The following is an 18,152-nucleotide window of genomic DNA, read 5'->3' on the forward strand; positions in this document are numbered from 1 at the left end:
TCCATCTTCAGATTGGCGTTCTCGGCCCGAAGGCGGCTGATCTCGCTTTCCAGGTCAGTGGCCGGCCTGCGGGCCTCAGAGGTCAACGACCGGCCAGCACGGACCGCGTCAAGCCAATTTGCCAGCGTCTTGACCGACATCTCCAGCTGACGGGCCGCTGCGGCAGGCCCGAGCGACTCGGCCAACTCCACGGCTTGGTGCTTGAACTCATCGGTGTAGCTACGACGGGTGATACGGGACATAAGGGGACCTCCAAGTGCGATCAAAGTATCGCTTCTTGGCGTGCGCGGACGGGGGGCCAGATCAATCCGCGCCATGGATGGCGCGGCTAAGCCCCCAGGGACGGGTTCACGGCGTCCCCCGCGAACCCACCTTGCCCGGCCCAACCGATGATTCGCTTCCCGCCACGAGGGGCTCCGCCGTTGGCTGCCTTATCGCGGCCAGGCGTTGGCGATCGTGCAGAACAAGCGCGCGGTCTGTTCGGTGTCATACACCGCGCTATGCGCTTCATTCGCATCCCACCCCAGCCCGGCGGCGGTGGCCGCACGCGCCAGCACGGTCTGCCCGTAGGCGATACCGGCCAGGGTGACCGTGTCGAACACGCTGAACGGATGGAACGGGTTGCGCTTGTGGCCGGTGCGGGCCACTGCAGCGTTGACGAAGCCGAGGTCGAAATGGGCGTTGTGGCCGACCAGGATCGCGCGCTGGCAGCCGTACTTCTTCATTGCCGCACGCACCGGGGTGAAGATGTGGTCCAGCGCGGCCTTTTCTTCCTTGGCCAGCCGGAACGGGTGGTCGAGGATGATGCCGGTCACTTCCAGCGACTTCGGGTCGATTTCCAGGCCTTCGGCCGGCACTACGTGGGCACTGGCGGTCTGGCCAGGGTAGAGCAGGCCGTTCTCGTCCATTTCGATCGGCACCGCAGCGATTTCCAGCAGCGCGTTGCGCTGGCTGTCGAAGCCGCCGGTTTCCACATCCACCACCACCGGCAGGAAGCCGCGGAAGCGTTGTGACATCGCGCGCTGCGCCTGGGGGACTGCGAAATCGGGAGCGGCGGCAGGTGCGGGGGTGGGGTCAGTCATGCGTGAATTCTAGCAGAGCGATCCTGAGCGCCCGGCTGGCCCGTGGTGCACGGGTGGTAGAACCCGGTAGCTGCCAACCTTGGTTGGCACGGTGCGCGCCGACCAAGGTCGGCATCTACCGAATCGCTGGCCGCGCAGGTGTGGCCGAGGGAGACCACCGCGCCAACCACGCGTCCACACTCAGCTTGCCGGCGCCGGTGAAGATCAGCGGCAGCAGCATGGCCATGAACAGCACCGGCAGCTTGAAGTTGCCGAAGCCCTGGTCGCTGATCGCATAGCCCATGGCCAGGTCGGCCAGCGAGTTCCACTCCATCGGCCAATGCACCGCATAGGTGGCCACCACGGTCAGCACCAGCAGGCTGGCGGCGGCGAAACGGGTGCCGAAACCGAACAGCAGGCAGGCCGCCCCGACCAGTTCGAACCAGGTCGCCAGTTGCCAGTTCAGGGCGGCCGGCAACTGGTCGAACGGGAATGGAAAGGCGTCCTGCAGGTCGGCGAACCAGTTCTGGCCGCGCAGCTTCTCGCGGCCGGATTCGAAGAATTCCCAGGCCAGCAGCAGGCGCAGGCCGAGCGGGGCCAACCAGGGGGCGAGACGGTCCAGCTGGCCGCGCGCGGCGGCCAGGGTCGGAAGGTTCATCAGGGGATCTCCGCGAAGGGGGTGTCAGGGCGGGGCTGTGAGCGGGCCGATCACGCCGGCCTGCAGGAATTGCCGCAGCAGTGCGGCACCGGGGTCGGCCAGCGCGTCTTCGGCCAGCCCATGCGTGGTGGCGAGTTGGTGCAGGTAGGCACGACCTTCCAGCCCAGGCTGTTCACCGATGCTGGACAGCAGGTACACCGCCAAGGGGCTGAGCGCGGCGAATCGCACGTCACCGTCGGCTTCGCGGCGGACCAGCAGGCCGGTGGGTTCGGGCGGCGGCTGGGTCGGTGCATCCTCTGCGCCGAGGCGGTGCACCGGCCATTGGTACAGCAGCGGCCATGCCAGCGGCGAACGCTGCAGCGGCACCCGCAGCGGATCGATATCGCCAGGGGCAGGAAGCGGCTCGGCCTGCAATTGATACAGCGCGGTTTCCACCCACTCGTAGTGCGCCAGCTCGGCCAGCGCCGGGTGCGGCAGCTGCGGCTGTGCCTGCAGCCACTGCACGAACTCGGCGGCCAGTTCGGTGAACAGGGGGGTCTGGCAGCGATGGGTGGCGAAGTAGTGGCGCACCAGCGCGCTCCAGGCCGGTTCGCCCAGCAGGCGAACGCAGACCGGGAAACCGTTGCTCAGGAGCCCGAGCAGGTTGTTGAACAGCAGGTGCTGGTACACCGCCAAACGGCGTGGATCCAGGCCGGCCGGCGCAGGCACTGCTTGCGGGTCGCGCAGATGCGCGGTGAATGCGTGCTGCTGCGCGCGCAGGGTATCGGCGGCATCAGCCATGTGCAGCCCCGGCATGCGTGGCCTGCAGGCGGCGGATGGTCTGCAGCTCGCCCTGCAGTTCTGCATAGGGCGGAAAATTGAAGTCGCGTTCGAGCAGGGTCGGGCGCGCGCCGATGCGCGCATAGGTCCGTGCCAGCAGCGCCCAGACCGGATCGATGACCGCACTGCCGTGGGTATCGATCTTCAGGTCCGGTGCTTCGTCCAGGTGCCCGGCCACGTGCAGGCAGACGATGCGCTGTGCGGGCAGCCCGGCGATGAAGGCATCGGCGTCGTAGCCGTGGTTGCAGGCGTTGACGTAGACGTTGTTGACGTCCAGCAGCAGGTCGCAGTCGGCTTCGGCGAGCACCGCATTGGTAAAGGCCAGTTCGTCCATGGCCGGTTCCGGTGCCAGGTAGTAGGAGACGTTCTCCACCGCGATGCGGCGACCGAGCAGGTCCTGCACGCGGGCGATGCGAGCCGCAGTATGGCGCACGGCTTCGTCGGTGAAGGGAATCGGCAGCAGGTCGTACAGGTGGCCGTCGTCGCTGCAGTAGCTCAGGTGCTCGCTGTACAGCGGGACGCGATGCATCTCGAGGAACCGGCCGACCTGTTCCAGCAGCTGGGTATCCAGTGGCGCACTGCCGCCCAGCGACAGCGACAGGCCGTGGCAGCTCAGCGGATGGCGGTGTGCCAGTTCGGCCAGCGCATCACCGGCAGGCCCGCCGACATGGATCCAGTTCTCCGGCGCACATTCAAGGAAGTCGAAGTCGCCTGCCGGGGCGTCATGCAGATCCTGCAGCAGCGCCCGGCGCAGGCCCAACCCGGCGGCCGCCGCGCGAAGCGGCGACCGCGGGTGGACGACGCTGGCGCGGACGTCAGTGCTTGCCACCGCACTTGCCTTCGCCGCACTTGCCTTCCGCCGACTTCTTGTCGCCGGCCTTGGCCTTGGCACCTGCTGCACCGGCGGCCTTGCCCTTTTCGGCACCGCATTTGCCTTCGCCGCTCTTGCCGTCGGCACCACACTTGCCTTCGGCGTGCTTGGTCGCGTCGGCGGCCATCTTGGTATCGGCGGCCTTGGCGTCGGTGCTGGCCTTGGCTGCCTGGCCGGCCACCAGGTAGCCCTGGGCGAGGTCGCTCATGCTCAGCGCCGAGGCGCTGGCGGTCATGCCCAGGCCGGCGGCCAGGGCGGTAGCGGTCAGCAGGGACAGGGTCTTGTTGGAACTGCTCATCGGTCTTACTCCTGGGTGGTGGGCAGGTGCCCGGGGTGAATCGATGGTGCAGCGATCCTACTCAACGAATCCTCGCCAAGAACTCAAATTTTCGTGAGATTTGTTACAGAAGCATCCGGCAGGTCTGCACCGGGCAGGCCCGGCGGCCACAATACGGGTGGAACACCCCAAAAAAGAAGGCCGCTGTCACCAGGACAGCGGCCACCTTGGAGTCGACTCCGGTGTTGCAGCGCAGCGTCAGGGCTGGCCGGTGCTGGAGGTCTCGTCGCGCTTTTCACGCGGCGGCAGCGGCTGCTCGCCATGCACCAGGAACCACACGTTCTCGGCGATGTTGGTGGCGTGGTCGCCCACGCGCTCCAGGTTCTTGGCCATGAACAGCAGGTGCGTGCACGGGGTAATGTTGCGCGGGTCTTCCATCATGTAGGTCAGCAGCTCGCGGAACAGCGCGGTGTACTGCGCGTCCAGGCGGGCGTCGTCCTCGCGCAGTTCCAGCGCGGCGTCGGCATCGTTGTCGCGGTAGGCGGCAATGGCACGGCGGACCTGCTGCGCGGCCAGGCGGCCCAGCGCACGCAGGCCCTGGATCTGCGGCAGCGGCGGCACCTTGCCCAGCGCGATCGAGCGCTTGGCGACGTTGGCAGCATAGTCACCGATGCGCTCGATGTCGGCCGGAATGCGCAGGCCGGCGAGGATCTCGCGCAGGTCGCGCGCCATCGGGCCACGCAGCGCCAGGCGCATCACGTCGTGGCTGATCTGCTGCTCCAGCGCATCGATCGCTTCGTCGTTGGCAATGATGCGATGGGCAGCGTTCTCGTCGCGCTTCTCGATCACGTCCATCGCCGCTTCGAGCTGGGCGACGGCCATTTCGCCCATGCGCACGATTTCGGCCACCAGGCGCTGCTGCTCTTCGTCGTAGCTCTTGACGATGTGGTCGTTGGGAAGGTTCATGGTCTGCAATCCGGGTAGAGCCAGGCCATGCCTGGCTGGAACATGTGGCGAAGGAACAGCGTCGATCAGCCGAAGCGACCGGTGATGTAGTCCTCGGTCTGCCGCTGCGACGGCTGCGAGAAGATCACTTCGGTGCGGTCGTGCTCGATCAGGTCGCCCAGGTACATGAAGGCGGTGTAGTCGGACACGCGCGCAGCCTGCTGCATGTTGTGGGTGACGATCACGATCGTGTACTCGTGCTTGAGCTCTTCCACCAGCTGCTCGATGCGGCTGGTCGAGATCGGATCCAGCGCCGAGGTCGGCTCATCCAGCAGCAGCACCGACGGGCGCAGGGCCACGGCACGGGCGATGCACAGGCGCTGCTGCTGGCCACCGGACAGGCCCAGTGCGCTCTGCCCCAGCTTGTCCTTCACTTCATCCCACAGCGCGCCCTGGCGCAGCGCCTGCTCGACGCGGTCGGCCATGTCGGCCTTGCTCAGCTTCTCGTGGTGGCGGATGCCGTAGGCCACGTTCTCGAAGATGGTCATCGGGAACGGCACCGGCTTCTGGAACACCATGCCGACCTTGCTGCGCAGGCGGTTCATCGGGTACTTCGGCGACAGGATGTTCTCGCCGTCCAGCAGCACTTCACCGCGCGCTTCCAGCTTCGGGTACAGCGCATAGATGCGGTTGAAGATGCGCAGCAGGGTCGACTTGCCGCAACCGGAGGGACCGATCAGCGCGGTCACGCGCTTCTCCGGGATCTCCAGGTTGATGCCCTTCAGGGCGTGGAACTTGTCGTAGTAGAAGTCCAGTCCACGTGCAGCCAGCTTCACCGGCGACGGCGTGTGCAGGCTCTCGTGCGAGGACGGCACGGCGATGCGCTGCATCGGCACGGCGTTGGAAAGGTCGTTCATGGCGTTATCCACGGAAAGGTCAGTCATGGGAGATACGGTTGCGCAGCAGGATGCCGCGGGCGGCAAGGCTGACCAGCAACACGAAGACGGTGAGCACCAGGGCACCGGCCCAGGCCAGCACCTGCCAGGATTCATACGGGCTGCCGGCGAACTGGTTCATCACCACCGGTACCGAGGCCATCGGCTGGAAGATGTTGTTGTTCCAGTACTGGTTGCCGAAGGCAGTGAACAGCAGCGGTGCGGTCTCGCCGGAGATGCGGGCCAGGGCCAGCAGGATGCCGGTGATGATGCCGGCCGACGCACTGCGGTACAGCACCTGCACGATCACCTTCCACTGCGGGATGCCCAGCGACAGGGCCGCTTCGCGCATCTGCGAGGGCACCAGGCGCAGCATTTCGTCGGTGGTGCGCACCACCACCGGCAGCACGATGAAGGCCAGCGACAGCGCACCGGCGAACGCCGAGAAGTTGCCGCCGGTCTGCATCACGTACAGGGTGTAGACGAACAGGCCAAGCACGATCGACGGCGCCGACAGCAGGATGTCGTTGACGAAGCGGACCACGGTGCCGGCCTTGCGGGCGTTGCCGTACTCGGCCAGCCAGGTGCCGGCCAGCACGCCCAGCGGGGTGCCGATGCCGATCGCCAGCGCACACATCACCGCGCTGCCGAAGAAGGCGTTGGCGAGACCGCCTTCCTGCATCGGCGGCGGCGTCATCTTGGTGAACAGATCCAGGTTGATGCCGGCCAGGCCCTTGGAGGCCAGGGTGAACAGGATCCAGCCCAGGAAGAACAGGCCGAACAGGGCGGTGGCACAGGACGCGGTGATCGCAACGACGTTGCCGATGCGGCGGCGCAGGTACAGCGAATCAGCGGTGGTGGACATCAGTTGCCCTCCTTGCGGGACAGGCGCATCAGCATCAGGCGGGCGATGGCCAGCACCACGAAGGTGACGATGAAGAGGACGAAGCCGAGCAGCAGCAGGGCCGAGCGGTAGGTTTCAGTGGCTTCGCCGAAATCGTTGGCGATCAGCGCGGCGATGGTGGTGCCCGGTTCCAGCAGCGACGGCGACAGGCGCACGCTGTTGCCGATCACGAAGGCCACTGCCATCGTCTCGCCCAGGGCGCGGCCGAGGCCGAGGAAGATGCCGCCGATCACTGCCGAGCGGGTGTAGGGCAGGACGATGTCCCAGCTCACTTCCCACTTGGTGGAGCCCAGCGCGTAGGCCGACTCCTTCAGGCGGGTCGGCACGGTCAGGAACACTTCGCGCATCACCGAGGAGATGAACGGGATGACCATGATGGCCAGCACGAAACCGGCGGTGAGCATGCCGATGCCCAGCGGCGGACCCTGGAACATCGGGCCGATGATCGGCCATTCGCCCAGCGTCTCGTTGAGGAACGGGGTGACGTACTCGGTCATTACCGGCACCAGCACGAACAGGCCCCACATGCCGTAGATGATCGAGGGAATGCCGGCCAGCAGTTCGATGGCGGTACCGACCGGGCCACGCAGCCAGCGCGGCGCGACTTCGGTCAGGAAGAAGGCGATGCCGAAGCTGACCGGCACGGCGATGACCATCGCGATGAGCGCGGTGACCAGGGTGCCGTATATCGGGGCGAGGGCGCCGAACTTGTTTTCGACCGGATTCCAGTCGGCGGAGAAGAAGAAGCTAAGGCCCTGCATCTGCAGGGCATGGCGGCCGCCCCACAGCATCGACAGCGCGGCGCAGGCCAGGGCGATCAGGACGAAGATGACGGTGCCGACCAGCACCCATCGGAACAGTTTGTCGTTGCGGGCATCACGCGCATCACGCGTGGACGGGGCGGCTACAGGCTGGGCGATGGCATTCATGGGGACGGCAGGGCCAGGAAGGGGCGGGGCGGCACGGCGTGGAAGAAGCGGTGCCCGCTGGGGGCGGGCACCGTCGTGTCCATCACTTCAGGTCGGTCGCCCAGTAGGCCTCGATCTGCTTGACCAGTTCGGCCGGCAGCGGCACGTAGTGCAGCTCGTTGGCCTGTGCCTGGCCGTTCTCGAAGGCCCACTTGAAGAAGGCCAGGGTGTCCTGGTTGCGCTTGGCGTCCTTCGGCTGCTTCTGCATCAGCATGAAGTTGGTGGCGGTGATCGGCCACGCCTGCTCGCCCGGGGCGTTGGTGATGACCAGGTTGAAGTCCTTGGCGCTGGCCCAGTCGGCGCTGGCGGCCGCGGCGGCGAAGGTTTCCGCGCTCGGCTCGACCCAGTTGCCGGCGGCGTTCTGCATGGCGGTGTACGGCATGCCGTTCTGCAGCGCGTAGGCCAGTTCGACGTAGCCGATCGAGCCCTTGATCTGCTTCACGTACGAAGCAACGCCTTCATTGCCCTTGCCACCGACGCCGTCCGGCCACTGCACCGAGGTGCCTTCGCCGACCTTGGTCTTCCACTCCGGGCTGACCTTGGACAGGTAGTTGGAGAAGTTGAAGGTGGTGCCCGAACCGTCCGAACGGTGGACCAGGGTGATCTTGCCGTCAGGCAGCTTCACGCCCGGGTTGGCGGCGACGATGGCCGGGTCGTTCCAGGTCTTGACCTTGCCCAGGAAGATGTCGGCCAGCAGGGCGCCGCTCAGGCGCAGCTTGCCGCCTTCCAGGCCTTCGATGTTGACCACCGGCACCACGCCGCCGATGGCGGACGGGAACTGGGCCAGGCCGGCCTGGGCCAGCTCTTCGCTGCTCAGCGGCTTGTCGGAGGAGCCGAAGTCGACGGTGCCGGCCTTGATCTGGGCGATGCCGCCGCCGGAGCCGATCGACTGGTAGTTGATCTTGGCACCGGTGGTGGCGTTGTAGTCGGCCGACCACTTGGAGACCAGCGGGAAGATGAAGGACGCGCCCGCGCCGGACACTTCGGCGGTCACCTTGGCACCGGCAGCGGCCGGGGCAGCGGCACCGTCGGCAGCCGGCTGCTGCGCGGCCTGCTTGTCGCCACCGCAGGCCGACAGGCCCAGGGCGATGGCCAGGGAAAGGGCGGCAAGGCCGGCCGAGTGCAGTTTCATGGTCACTCCATAGCGGGGAAGAGCCGACGTCGTCGGCGGATGCGGCTATGAAATGATGTTTTTGTTACAGCCGTATTACGACCATGACAGAGGTGTCCTGGATCACGTTCTGACAAGGGTTTCACGGGGTTGGCCGCGGTCCGGGAGGCGCCCGGAGACCCCGGATCTGCGCACCGATATGACGGCCGTGGCTCTACAAACGCTCTTGCCTTTGCTCCTGCCTTTCATGACCCCGCCGCGCCCGCGATGAACTGTCGAGAGGCGGTGGGCCAGGGCGTGCAGGACCGTCCACGGCATGGATGCCGTGGCCGAGCCCCCATGGGTGAGGGCGGTTTGCCTGCGAGGCACTGCCTCGCAAGCGCACGAACGCACAGCCGCCAGCGGCTGGGCCGGACCGCGGAGCGGGGTTTACGGCGTGTCCTGCACGTCCTGGCCCACCGACTCACCGACGGATCAGCGAAGGCGCAGCGCTCTTCACGACCAACCCCAAAAAAACAAGAAGAGCGCGAGATCTCGAGGATCTCGCGCCCGGGTGGGATCGGCGGGGGAGAGAGGACCCGCCGATCCCGTTCCTGCGGGGGAACGCGCTTGCTTACTTCAGGTTCTGCGACCAGTAGGTCTCGATCTGGCGGACCAGGCTGTCCGGCAGCGGCACGTAGTCCAGCTGGCGGGCCTGGGCGTCGCCGCTCTTGTAGACCCAGCGGAAGAACTCCTGGGTGGCCTTGCCGTTGGCAGCGTTCTTCGGCTTCTTGTGCACCAGGATGAAGTTGGTGGCGGTGATCGGCCAGGACTCGGCGCCCGGGGCGTTGGTCATCACCAGGTAGAAGTCCTTGGCGCTGGCCCAGTCGGCGCTGGCGGCAGCGGCGGCGAACGAAGCGTCGCTCGGCTGCACGAACTTGCCGGCGGCATTCTTCATCGCGGTGTACGACAGCTTGTTCTGCAGTGCGTAGGACAGTTCGACGTAGCCGATGCCGCCCTTGATCTGCTTCACGTAGGCAGCAACGCCTTCGTTGCCCTTGCCGCCGATGCCGGCCGGCCACTGGACCGAGGTGCCTTCACCGACCGAGCTCTTCCACTCCGGGCTGACCTTGGACAGGTAGTTGACGAAGTTGAAGGTGGTGCCCGAACCATCCGAACGGTGCACGACGGTGATCTTGGCGCTCGGCAGGGTCACGCCCGGGTTCAGCGCGGCGATGGCCGGGTCGTTCCAGGTCTTGATCTTGCCCAGGAAGATGTTGGCCAGCACGGTGCCGTCCAGCTTCAGTGCGCCCGGGGCGATACCGGCCACGTTGACCACCGGCACCACGCCGCCGATCACCGACGGGAACTGGGCCAGGCCCGAAGCGGCCAGTTCTTCCGGCTTCAGCGGGGCGTCGGACGAACCGAAATCAACGGTCTTGGCCTTGATCTGCGCAATGCCGCCGCCGGAACCGATCGACTGGTAGTTGACCTTGTTGCTGGTGGCAGCGTTGTAGTCGGCCGACCACTTCGACATCACCGGGTAGATGAACGAGGCGCCCGCGCCGGTGATTTCAGCGGCGTTGGCGGCGAACACGGACGACGCTGCGAAGACGGCAACGGCAACGCGCGACTTGAAGGCGTGGATCACGGGGTGGCTCCTGGGTTGATTGGGATGCGGGGTTACCCGCCCGGCGCACATTCCATAACGGTTCGATGACAGCGCAGGGACCGTTGTATGACGCATCCGTTACAGCGCTGGCGGGCGGCCACGCCGCCGTGCGCGTGAAGGTTTCGCGCCAAGGCTGCGCTCATCCCGGCACGACCGTGGACCGACCGAGACGTTGCATGCCGGTGCCGTTCTATATGTCGGTGATGGTGCCGGCGGGCGCAGCGGCCGCGCATTCCGCAGCGATGCCGCGTCATCCGCACGAAACCAGGGAGGCGGGCGAAGGCGGTGTGGCGACCTGCTGGCGTATCGGCGCGGATACAGCACGCCATATGCCGCAAGGGATCGACAAGCATGTGCCCGCAAATGAGTCGTACGCATGACCGCACGAAGAAATCTGTGGTTGGTGCTCAATCTGTCATTCGGCTGTCATGGTTTTAACGGAACGTTCGCAAAACGCTTGACCGGCCTGCCGGCGTGGCGTTCTGCCCAAGCCATTCCAACCCTCTGGAGAAATCCAAAATGCGTTCCCATTTGCTCGCCGCCGCGGTCGTTGCAAGCCTCGGTCTGGTTTCCGCCGACGCCTTCGCAGCCCCCGCCAGCTCGGGCGTATCCCAGGCACAGCTGCAGCAGCTCCAGGCACAGATCGCTGCGCTGCAGGCCCAGGTCCAGCAGTTGCAGAACGATTCGCAGGCGCTGCAGGCGCAGTCCGACGCGCAGTCCGAAGTGAACATCACCCAGGCGCAGGCCCTGGAAGGTGCGCAGAAGACCCAGACCAGCGTCGACAAGCTGGCCAAGCTGGTCAATGACAACAAGATCGGCGGTCGCATGTTCTTCGACCTGACCAACATCGACAAGACCAGCAACGGCAAGGACACCGCCGCCAGCGGCACCGGTCTGGACGTCAAGCGCTTCTACCTGACCGTCGACCACAAGTTCAACGACATCTGGTCGGCCAACCTGACCACCGACTTCCAGTACAGCTCGGCCATCGGCAACACCGAACTGTTCGTCAAGAAGGCCTACGTGCAGGGCAGCTTCGACCCGGCCTTCAACCTGCGCGTCGGTGCCGCCGACATGCCGTGGATCCCGTACGTCGAGAAGTTCTACGGCATGCGCTATGTCGAGAACACCCTGACCGACCGCCTGAAGTACGGCAACTCGTCCGACTGGGGCCTGCATGGCTTCGGCAACCTGGGCAACAACTTCAACTACGCCGTCTCGGTGGTGTCCGGCGCCGGTTACAAGAATCCGACCCGCAGCAAGGGCATGGACGTGGAAGGCCGCGTGGCCTACACCCCGAACGAGAACTTCGTGGTCGCCGTCGGCGGCTACAGCGGCAAGCTGGGCAAGGAAACCGACATCCAGAGCGCCGAGAACACCTACACCCGCGCCAACGCGATGGTGGCCTACGCCGACAGCAACTTCCGCGTCGGTGGTGAGTACTTCCAGGCCAAGAACCTCAACAACGTGCTGACCGTTGCCACCGACAAGACCAGTGGCTGGTCGGTGTGGGGCAGCGTGCGCGTGACCGACGGCGGCATCAACGTGTTCGGTCGTTACGATGACACCGACGTCAGCAAGACCCTGGACCCGACCCTGAGCGACAAGTACTGGAACGTCGGCGTCGAGTTCCCGGTCATGAAGAACCTCAAGCTGTCGACCGTGTACAAGTACACGCACCTGGCCAACGCTGGCGACAAGAAGAACGACAAGACCAAGGAATTCGGCGTCTGGGGCGACCTGTCGTTCTGATCTCCTGAAGCAACCTTGTCCATACACGCGGACGGCGGGCCTTGTGCCCGCCGTCTTCGTTTCGTCACAACACGATCCGCGTCACGCCTCGGCCGGGGTCTTTTCCTTGAACCGGCACAGGTCGGCGATCACGCAGCCCGGGCAATCCGGCTTGCGCGCCTTGCACACGTAGCGGCCATGCAGGATCAGCCAGTGGTGCGCGTCGAGCAGGAACTCGGCGGGAATCACCTTCACCAGCGTGTCCTCCACTTCGCGCACGTTCTTGCCCGGGGCCAGGCCGGTACGGTTGGAGACGCGGAAGATATGCGTATCCACCGCCATCACCGGCTCGCCGAAGGCAGTGTTGAGCACCACGTTGGCGGTCTTGCGGCCCACACCGGGCAGGGCTTCCAGCGCTTCGCGGTCGCGCGGCACTTCGCCGCCGTACTTCTGCAGCAGGATCGCGCAGGTGGCGATCACGTTCTTCGCCTTGGCGTTGAACAACCCGATGGTGGCGATGTACTGCTTCAGGCCATCCTCGCCGAGCGCGAGGATCTTCGCCGGCGTGTTGGCGACCGGGAACAGGCGACGCGTGGCCTTGTTGACGCCCACGTCGGTGGCCTGGGCGGACAGCGCCACGGCCACCAGCAACTCGAACGGCGAGCTGTACTCCAGCTCGGTCTTCGGGTGCGGATTGAGCTCGCGCAGGCGGGTGAACATTTCCACCACGTCGGCGCGCGGCATGCGGCCGCCGCGTCGCGCCGGTGCGCGGGTGGTCTTCCGGGCGGTGGCCATTACTGCTCCTTGCCGATGGCGCGGGCCTTGGCCCGGGCGAGAATCGCGGCAGCCGCAGCGGGCAGGGCGGGCTTCACGTCCGGCGCCGGGGCCGGGGTGCGGCGCGCATCGCGCTCGGCCTCGCGGCGGGCCAGGCGCACCGCACGGGCGCGGTAGCGTTCGCGTGCAGCCCAGGCGGCATGCAGCTGTTGCTGCGCCTGCTGCAGGCGTTGCGGAAGGTCCGGGTGGCCAGGCAGCAGCTGTTCGTCGCCGGCACGGGCGACGTAGTCCATCAGCCCGGCCTGCAGGGCGCCATCGAGATCGTCTGCCTGGACCCGGGCGAACAGCTGCGCGGGGTTGGGTCGGGATGCCATGGCGTCAGCGGTTCTGGAATGCCGGCGGGCGGCGCTGCAGGAAGGCGCTGGTGCCTTCACGCATGTCCTCGGTGGCGAACAGCAGGCCGAACTGCGCACTCTCGTATTCCAGCCCGGCCTCCAGGCTGCATTCGCCGCCCACGTGTACCGCGTCGAGCAGGCCACGCAGGGCCAGCGGTGCTGAACGTGCCAGTTGGCGGGCGACGTCCTGCACGCGGTTGTCCAGCGCGTCGGCCGGCACGACTTCGTTGACGATGCCCAGTTCCAGCGCACGCGCGGCGTTGACCGGCGCCCCCAGCAGGCACAGCTCCAGGGTGGCGGCGCGGCCGCACAGGCGCAGCAGGCGCTGGCTGCCGCCGAAGCCGGGAATCAGGCCGAGGTTGATTTCCGGTTGGCCGACCTTGGCGGTATCGGCGGCGATGCGCAGATGGCAGGCCATCGCCAGTTCCAGGCCGCCGCCCAGCGCAAATCCGTTCACGCGCGCGATGACCGGCTTGGGCATGCGTTCGATCTGGCGCATCAGGGCCTGGCCCAGCAACGAGAAATCACGTCCCTGAACGGCGCTGAGGGTGTTCATTTCCGCGATGTCGGCACCGGCCACGAAGGCCTTGGGGCCCGCCCCGGTCAACACCACCACGCGCACTTCCGGATCGGCAGCGGCGTCCCTGAAGGCATCGGCCAGCGCCTGCAGGGTCGCGGCGTTCAGGGCATTGAGCTTGTCCGGGCGCTGGACGGTCACGGTGCGGATGGCGCCGTCATCGGCGACAGCGATCAGGGCATCGGCCACGGGGAAACTCCTGGAACGTTAAAAAAAAGTGATATTGAACTCTGCAAACGCAGACGGGTCATAGCCTGCATCGTGAGTAGCGGTTACACGTTGCGCCCGTTATCCTAACCCGTCGCCTCAGGGCGGCGCAGAACGTCCCTGAGTTACCACCCCTGGAGAACTGTTTGATGAAGTTGCGTTCTATCGCGGTCGCCGTCGCGGCCCTGGCCCTGACGGGCAATGCCTTCGCCCAGGACGTCTCGTCCGAAAAGGGCAAGCTGAGCTACTACTTCGGTTACGACTACGGCAACAACCTGGCGGAGCTGACCGGTCGTGGTGAGCAGCTGGACATCAACTCGGTGGTGAAGGGCCTGCAGGATGCCTACGCCAAGAAGCAGCCGGCGATCACCGCCGAGCAGCTGAAGCCGGCCGTTGAAGCCTTCCAGAAGCGCGAGCAGGGCCGTGCCCAGGCCGCCAAGGCCGAGTACGAAAAGGCTGCTGCCGAAAACAAGACCAAGAGCGATCAGTTCATCGCGGCGAACAAGGCCAAGGCCGGCGTGCAGTCCCTGCCGAGCGGCGTCCAGTACCGCGTGATCGAAGCCGGCAAGGGTGCCAAGCCGACCCAGGCCAGCACCGTGCAGCTGGAAGTGGCCGGTCCGTTCCCGTACGGCCAGCGCCCGACCGAAGCCCGCCCGGCCCAGCAGATCCCGTCGATCAAGGTCAGCGAAGTCGAAATGAAGGCCATGCGCGAGACCCTGCTGCAGATGCCGGCTGGCTCGAAGTGGGAAGTCACCCTGCCGCCGGACCAGGCCTACGGTGCCGACCCGCGCACCCCGTTCCCGCCGAACGTGGCTGTGCAGTTCGAGATCAAGCTGGTCAGCGTCAAGTAAATCGAAGCAGCAAACGAAACGCGCCGGTGACCCCACCGGCGCGTTTTTGTTTGCGCAGTGCGCTGCGCGCCGCAACATCGCGCGCAAATTCAGCCCGATCGCGCTACTGTTGCCGGGTGCAAACAATGGAAGAAACGGCGCGTGTTGTCGCAAGTCCCTGCATCGGAGTGTGCACGCTGGATCCGCACCGGCAATGCACCGGCTGCGGGCGGCATATCGATGAGATCGCGCGGTGGTCGTCGATGAGCAACGAGGAACGCAGCCGCATCCTGCATCGCGTGCAGCCCTTGCGCGAACAGCTGCAGCAATCGCTGCGTGGCTCACTGGCCGACCACGAGCGACTGATGCGCGCGCTGCACCCCCTGGCCCAACCGCCGTCCGGCGACGGCTGGAACCGCAGTGAGCTGATCGACCTGCTGCCGCCCGGGCCCCCGGTGGAGGCTGCGGTGCTGGCCGGCATCGTGCCGCGCGCCAACGGCGCACAGGTGATCCTCACCCGTCGCACCGAAACACTGCGCACCCATGGTGGCCAGGTCGGATTCCCCGGCGGCCGCACCGAACCCGATGACCGCGACGCGCTGGCGGCCGCGCTGCGCGAGAGCCAGGAAGAAATCGCCTTGGCGCCCGGCCAGGTGCAGGCGCTGGGGTATCTCGATCCCTTCGTCACCATCACCGGCTACCGCGTCACGCCGGTGGTGGCGGTGGTCGATCCGGATTTCGTACCGGTGCCGCAGCCCAGCGAAGTGGCCGAAGTGTTCGAGGTGCCGCTGGCGTACCTGATGGCGGCCGACAACCTGCACCAGGTCGAAATCAATCATCGCGGCCGCGTCCGCCACGTCCTCGAGTATGGCTGGCCGGGCCAGCGCATCTGGGGCGCGACCGCCGCCATCCTCTACAACCTGCGTCGCCGTCTGGAGCAAGTGCAATGAAGCCGATCGATCCGCCGTGGACCACCCTGGTCGATGTCGCCACGCTTGCTGCTTCGCTGAGCGAAAGCGTGCGCGTCGTTGATGCGCGTGCTACCGCCAGCACCGCCGTGCGCGTGGTCGATGCGCGTGCTTCACTGGCCGACCCGCAGGCTGCGGACGGTCAGTACCTGGCAGGGCATATCCCGACTGCGGTGCACGCCGATCTCAACCGTGATCTGTCCGACCTGGGCCGTGCCGGCCATGGTCGTCATCCACTGCCGGACAGCGATGCCTTTGCCGAGAAACTGGGTCAGTGGGGCATCGGTCCCGACACCCAGGTGGTGGTCTACGACGGCAGCGACGGCAGCATGGCTGCCTCGCGACTGTGGTGGCTGCTGCGCCTGATCGGGCACACCCGGGTGGCCGTGCTCGACGGCGGCATCGCCGCCTGGCAGGCCGCTGGTCACACGCTGGCAACCGGTCCGGGCGAAGTCACCGCGCTGCCGGCTTACCCGGGCCGTTTCGACACCACCCAGATCGCCAATGCCGAGGAAATCAGCGCACGCCTGAAGCACGCGCCGGGCTGGTTGGTCGACGCACGCGCAGGCGAGCGCTTCCGCGGCGAAGTGGAGCCGCTGGACCCGGTCGCCGGCCACGTGCCCGGCGCGGTCAACCGTCCGTTTGCGTTGAACGTCGCCGACGGCCGCCTGCGTGATGCACAGGAACTGCGCGCCGAACTGCAGGGCGTGATCGGCAACCGTGATCCACAGCAGGTGGTGCTGATGTGTGGCTCCGGCGTCACCGCCTGCCACCTGTTGCTGGCGATGGAAGCGGCCGGTCTGTCCGGCGCGCGTATCTACGCCGATTCGTGGAGCGGTTGGGTGAGCGACAGGAGCCGCCCGGTCGCCACCGGCGCCTGAGCAACGCGGGGTCGGATCCGTTTTCCAACGGAAAACGGCTCTGACCCCATCGAGCGTAAATCGGGGTCAGAGCCCGTTGCGTAGCAACGGGATCCGACCCCTTGCCGACCAACGGTCGGCACCCACCAACAGCAGCGGGAATCTGTCGAAGGCGGGGTGGGTCCGGTTGCGGGGGCGTGAGCCGCATGGATGCGGCGACCGAGCTTACATGGACGTACTTGCAGCGCCCCCCGCAACCGGACCCACCCCGCCTCCCCTCAGGAAGTCAGCTTCTGCTGTTGCTCTGGCTTAGGCTTCTGCAGGTGCAGGGCGCAACCCTGCAAACCCTCACCCAACCGGCTGCAACGGCACCTTCGCCAGGATCCGCGCCCATGGGAACAGCGGCCCCGGATCGCGCTTGCGCGCCACCGTCAGCGTCGCATCGTCGCTGGCCGGCACCTGCTCCAGGTCCAGCTGGTCATGCCCGGCAATCCGCCGCAGCGACGGATAGTGCGCCACCAGCGCCAGCAGCAGCCGTTCCAGCGCCTGCAGCTGTGCTTCGGTGTACGCCTCGTCCATCGCCTGCTGGCGGCTGTCGAACCAGTGCGGGTAGCGCCCGGTGTTGACCAGTTCGATGCCCAGCGTATGCGCGTTCATGCCGCGCACGTGGTGGGCCACGCGTTCCGGTGCCACGTACTGCACCACGCTGCCATTGCGGTCGATGTAGAAGTGGCCGCTGTTGCCGGCACCGCTGTCGTACAGCACGCGCTCACCGTACTCGCGGGCCATCGCCAGGTCGGGCAGCTCGGTGCAGTGGATCACCACCATCTCCAGCGTGGCCGGGTCGCGCAGTGGCAGACGGTCTTCGTAGGGCAGGGGCTGCAGCTGCAGGCCGGGCAGGAGCGGGTTGGGCATCCGGCGATGCTAGCATTGCGGCATGAACCTGCCTTCCCTTTCCTCGTTGGCCCGCTCGCACGGAGCACGCGCATGAGCCGCGGCCACTGCATCCTGTCGCATGGCTTCGAGAGCGGCCCGGAGGCGACCAAGGTCACCGCGCTGGCCGACGTGGCGCAGCGGCTGGGCTGGACCCACGAGCGCCCGGACTACACCGACCTGGACGCGATGAGCGAGGTCAGCCGCGTAGGTGACGTGCCGACCCGGCTGCGCCGCCTGGTCGAGCGCACCGCCATCGCGGCCCGGCAGGGCCCGGTGGTGCTGGCCGGCTCCAGCCTGGGTGCCTACATCTCTGCCATCGCCTCGCTGCAGGTGCCGGTGGCCGGCCTGTTCCTGATGGTGCCGCCGACCACCATGGGCCCGATGCCGGCGCTGGACGCCGCCGCCGTGCCGACCACCGTGGTCCAGGCCTGGCATGACGACGTGGTCCCGGCCGCCGGAGTGATCGCCTGGGCCCAGGCGCGCTCGGCGCAGCTGCTGCTGGTCGACGATGGCCACCGCCTGGAGCACCACGTGGAGGCCTCCGCGCAGGCCTTCGAGCGGCTGCTACGCCAGCTGTGAAGCCTGGGCGCACGGCGCGCCCGCCCGCTTTGACTACAATGGCAGCCCCGCCGCCCCTGGCGCGGGCCTGCCGGCCGTGACTACGGCCCTCCTTT

At 66.8% G+C, this 18,152-nt stretch carries 22 protein-coding genes; 6 read left to right on the plus strand and 16 right to left on the minus strand.

What is annotated here, in order from left to right; all coding sequences use genetic code 11:
* The 12 genes from DFO63_RS18885 to pstS (DFO63_RS18940) all read right to left on the minus strand — a co-directional run.
* A partial coding sequence (locus DFO63_RS18885; RefSeq protein ID WP_147416455.1) for a transposase occupies nucleotides 1–242 on the minus strand: 242 nt, incomplete at its 3' end.
* A gap of 189 nt (nucleotides 243–431) precedes the next feature.
* The gene (gene rnt, locus DFO63_RS18890) at nucleotides 432–1,016 is read right to left on the minus strand and encodes a ribonuclease T (RefSeq protein WP_005408782.1); all 585 of its coding nucleotides are present in this window, start codon (nucleotides 1,014–1,016) and stop codon (nucleotides 432–434) included.
* A 181-nt stretch (nucleotides 1,017–1,197) separates the two neighbouring features.
* The gene (locus DFO63_RS18895) at nucleotides 1,198–1,719 is read right to left on the minus strand and encodes a DoxX family protein (RefSeq protein WP_119007585.1); all 522 of its coding nucleotides are present in this window, start codon (nucleotides 1,717–1,719) and stop codon (nucleotides 1,198–1,200) included.
* A 24-nt stretch (nucleotides 1,720–1,743) separates the two neighbouring features.
* Nucleotides 1,744–2,499: a putative DNA-binding domain-containing protein gene (locus tag DFO63_RS18900; RefSeq protein WP_119007739.1), complete on the minus strand. Its 756-nt coding sequence runs from the start codon at nucleotides 2,497–2,499 to the stop codon at nucleotides 1,744–1,746.
* The gene (locus DFO63_RS18905) at nucleotides 2,492–3,367 is read right to left on the minus strand and encodes a DUF692 domain-containing protein (RefSeq protein ID WP_119007586.1); all 876 of its coding nucleotides are present in this window, start codon (nucleotides 3,365–3,367) and stop codon (nucleotides 2,492–2,494) included. The genes DFO63_RS18900 and DFO63_RS18905 overlap by 8 nt, the downstream gene beginning before the upstream one ends.
* Nucleotides 3,354–3,707: a hypothetical protein gene (locus tag DFO63_RS18910; RefSeq protein WP_119007587.1), complete on the minus strand. Its 354-nt coding sequence runs from the start codon at nucleotides 3,705–3,707 to the stop codon at nucleotides 3,354–3,356. The genes DFO63_RS18905 and DFO63_RS18910 overlap by 14 nt, the downstream gene beginning before the upstream one ends.
* 237 nt (nucleotides 3,708–3,944) lie before the next feature.
* Nucleotides 3,945–4,652: a phosphate signaling complex protein PhoU gene (gene phoU, locus DFO63_RS18915; RefSeq protein WP_014036547.1), complete on the minus strand. Its 708-nt coding sequence runs from the start codon at nucleotides 4,650–4,652 to the stop codon at nucleotides 3,945–3,947.
* A 65-nt stretch (nucleotides 4,653–4,717) separates the two neighbouring features.
* A complete protein-coding gene (gene pstB, locus DFO63_RS18920) occupies nucleotides 4,718–5,548 on the minus strand; it encodes a phosphate ABC transporter ATP-binding protein PstB (RefSeq protein ID WP_005408788.1) in 831 nt (276 codons plus the stop codon).
* Between the two features lie 19 nt (nucleotides 5,549–5,567).
* Nucleotides 5,568–6,431 (minus strand): phosphate ABC transporter permease PstA, encoded by an 864-nt coding sequence (gene pstA / locus DFO63_RS18925; RefSeq protein WP_006428262.1) that lies wholly within the window; start codon nucleotides 6,429–6,431, stop codon nucleotides 5,568–5,570.
* Nucleotides 6,431–7,399 carry a phosphate ABC transporter permease subunit PstC gene (gene pstC / locus DFO63_RS18930; protein WP_008267250.1) on the minus strand — a complete coding sequence of 323 codons (969 nt, stop codon included), beginning with the start codon at nucleotides 7,397–7,399 and terminating at the stop codon, nucleotides 6,431–6,433. Before pstC ends, pstA begins: the two co-directional genes overlap by 1 nt.
* Nucleotides 7,400–7,481: 82 nt before the next feature.
* The gene (gene pstS, locus DFO63_RS18935; RefSeq protein ID WP_075674896.1) at nucleotides 7,482–8,570 is read right to left on the minus strand and encodes a phosphate ABC transporter substrate-binding protein PstS; all 1,089 of its coding nucleotides are present in this window, start codon (nucleotides 8,568–8,570) and stop codon (nucleotides 7,482–7,484) included.
* A gap of 592 nt (nucleotides 8,571–9,162) precedes the next feature.
* Complete coding sequence (gene pstS, locus DFO63_RS18940; RefSeq protein WP_014036550.1) at nucleotides 9,163–10,179, minus strand: phosphate ABC transporter substrate-binding protein PstS; 1,017 nt, start codon at nucleotides 10,177–10,179, stop codon at nucleotides 9,163–9,165.
* A 197-nt stretch (nucleotides 10,180–10,376) separates the two neighbouring features.
* On the opposite strand from pstS (DFO63_RS18940), the gene DFO63_RS18945 reads away from it, so the two are divergent.
* Nucleotides 10,377–10,580, plus strand: coding sequence for a hypothetical protein (locus DFO63_RS18945; RefSeq protein ID WP_119007588.1), 204 nt, complete (start codon nucleotides 10,377–10,379; stop codon nucleotides 10,578–10,580).
* 139 nt (nucleotides 10,581–10,719) lie between these two features.
* Nucleotides 10,720–11,952 (plus strand): porin, encoded by a 1,233-nt coding sequence (locus DFO63_RS18950; protein WP_014036551.1) that lies wholly within the window; start codon nucleotides 10,720–10,722, stop codon nucleotides 11,950–11,952.
* An 81-nt stretch (nucleotides 11,953–12,033) separates the two neighbouring features.
* Here DFO63_RS18950 and nth read toward each other — a convergent pair whose 3' ends face one another.
* From nth to DFO63_RS18965, 3 genes are read right to left on the minus strand one after another with little or no spacing between them, the layout of a single operon-like run.
* Nucleotides 12,034–12,726, minus strand: a complete 693-nt coding sequence (gene nth / locus DFO63_RS18955; protein WP_101765206.1) for an endonuclease III — start codon at nucleotides 12,724–12,726, stop codon at nucleotides 12,034–12,036.
* Nucleotides 12,726–13,079, minus strand: a complete 354-nt coding sequence (locus DFO63_RS18960; RefSeq protein ID WP_049446177.1) for a hypothetical protein — start codon at nucleotides 13,077–13,079, stop codon at nucleotides 12,726–12,728. Before DFO63_RS18960 ends, nth begins: the two co-directional genes overlap by 1 nt.
* 4 nt (nucleotides 13,080–13,083) lie before the next feature.
* Entirely contained in the window at nucleotides 13,084–13,866 is a 783-nt protein-coding gene (locus tag DFO63_RS18965) for an enoyl-CoA hydratase-related protein (RefSeq protein WP_119007589.1), read from the minus strand.
* Between the two features lie 167 nt (nucleotides 13,867–14,033).
* Between DFO63_RS18965 and DFO63_RS18970 the strand changes: the two genes are divergently transcribed.
* The 3 genes from DFO63_RS18970 to DFO63_RS18980 all read left to right on the plus strand — a co-directional run bounded on the left by DFO63_RS18970 (nucleotide 14,034) and on the right by DFO63_RS18980 (nucleotide 16,563).
* Nucleotides 14,034–14,735 (plus strand): FKBP-type peptidyl-prolyl cis-trans isomerase N-terminal domain-containing protein, encoded by a 702-nt coding sequence (locus DFO63_RS18970; protein WP_005408797.1) that lies wholly within the window; start codon nucleotides 14,034–14,036, stop codon nucleotides 14,733–14,735.
* Between the two features lie 125 nt (nucleotides 14,736–14,860).
* Complete coding sequence (locus DFO63_RS18975) at nucleotides 14,861–15,664, plus strand: CoA pyrophosphatase (RefSeq protein ID WP_049446173.1); 804 nt, start codon at nucleotides 14,861–14,863, stop codon at nucleotides 15,662–15,664.
* A complete protein-coding gene (locus DFO63_RS18980; protein ID WP_119007590.1) occupies nucleotides 15,661–16,563 on the plus strand; it encodes a sulfurtransferase in 903 nt (300 codons plus the stop codon). The genes DFO63_RS18975 and DFO63_RS18980 overlap by 4 nt, the downstream gene beginning before the upstream one ends.
* A gap of 327 nt (nucleotides 16,564–16,890) precedes the next feature.
* Here the strand turns inward: DFO63_RS18980 and DFO63_RS18990 are convergent, their stop codons facing one another.
* The gene (locus DFO63_RS18990; RefSeq protein WP_119007591.1) at nucleotides 16,891–17,457 is read right to left on the minus strand and encodes an N-acetylmuramoyl-L-alanine amidase; all 567 of its coding nucleotides are present in this window, start codon (nucleotides 17,455–17,457) and stop codon (nucleotides 16,891–16,893) included.
* Between the two features lie 72 nt (nucleotides 17,458–17,529).
* Between DFO63_RS18990 and DFO63_RS18995 the strand changes: the two genes are divergently transcribed.
* Nucleotides 17,530–18,057 (plus strand): alpha/beta hydrolase, encoded by a 528-nt coding sequence (locus DFO63_RS18995; protein WP_014036558.1) that lies wholly within the window; start codon nucleotides 17,530–17,532, stop codon nucleotides 18,055–18,057.
* The last annotated feature ends 95 nt before the right edge of the window (nucleotides 18,058–18,152 follow it).

Source organism: Stenotrophomonas sp. AG209, from assembly GCF_003550055.1.
GTDB lineage: Bacteria > Pseudomonadota > Gammaproteobacteria > Xanthomonadales > Xanthomonadaceae > Stenotrophomonas.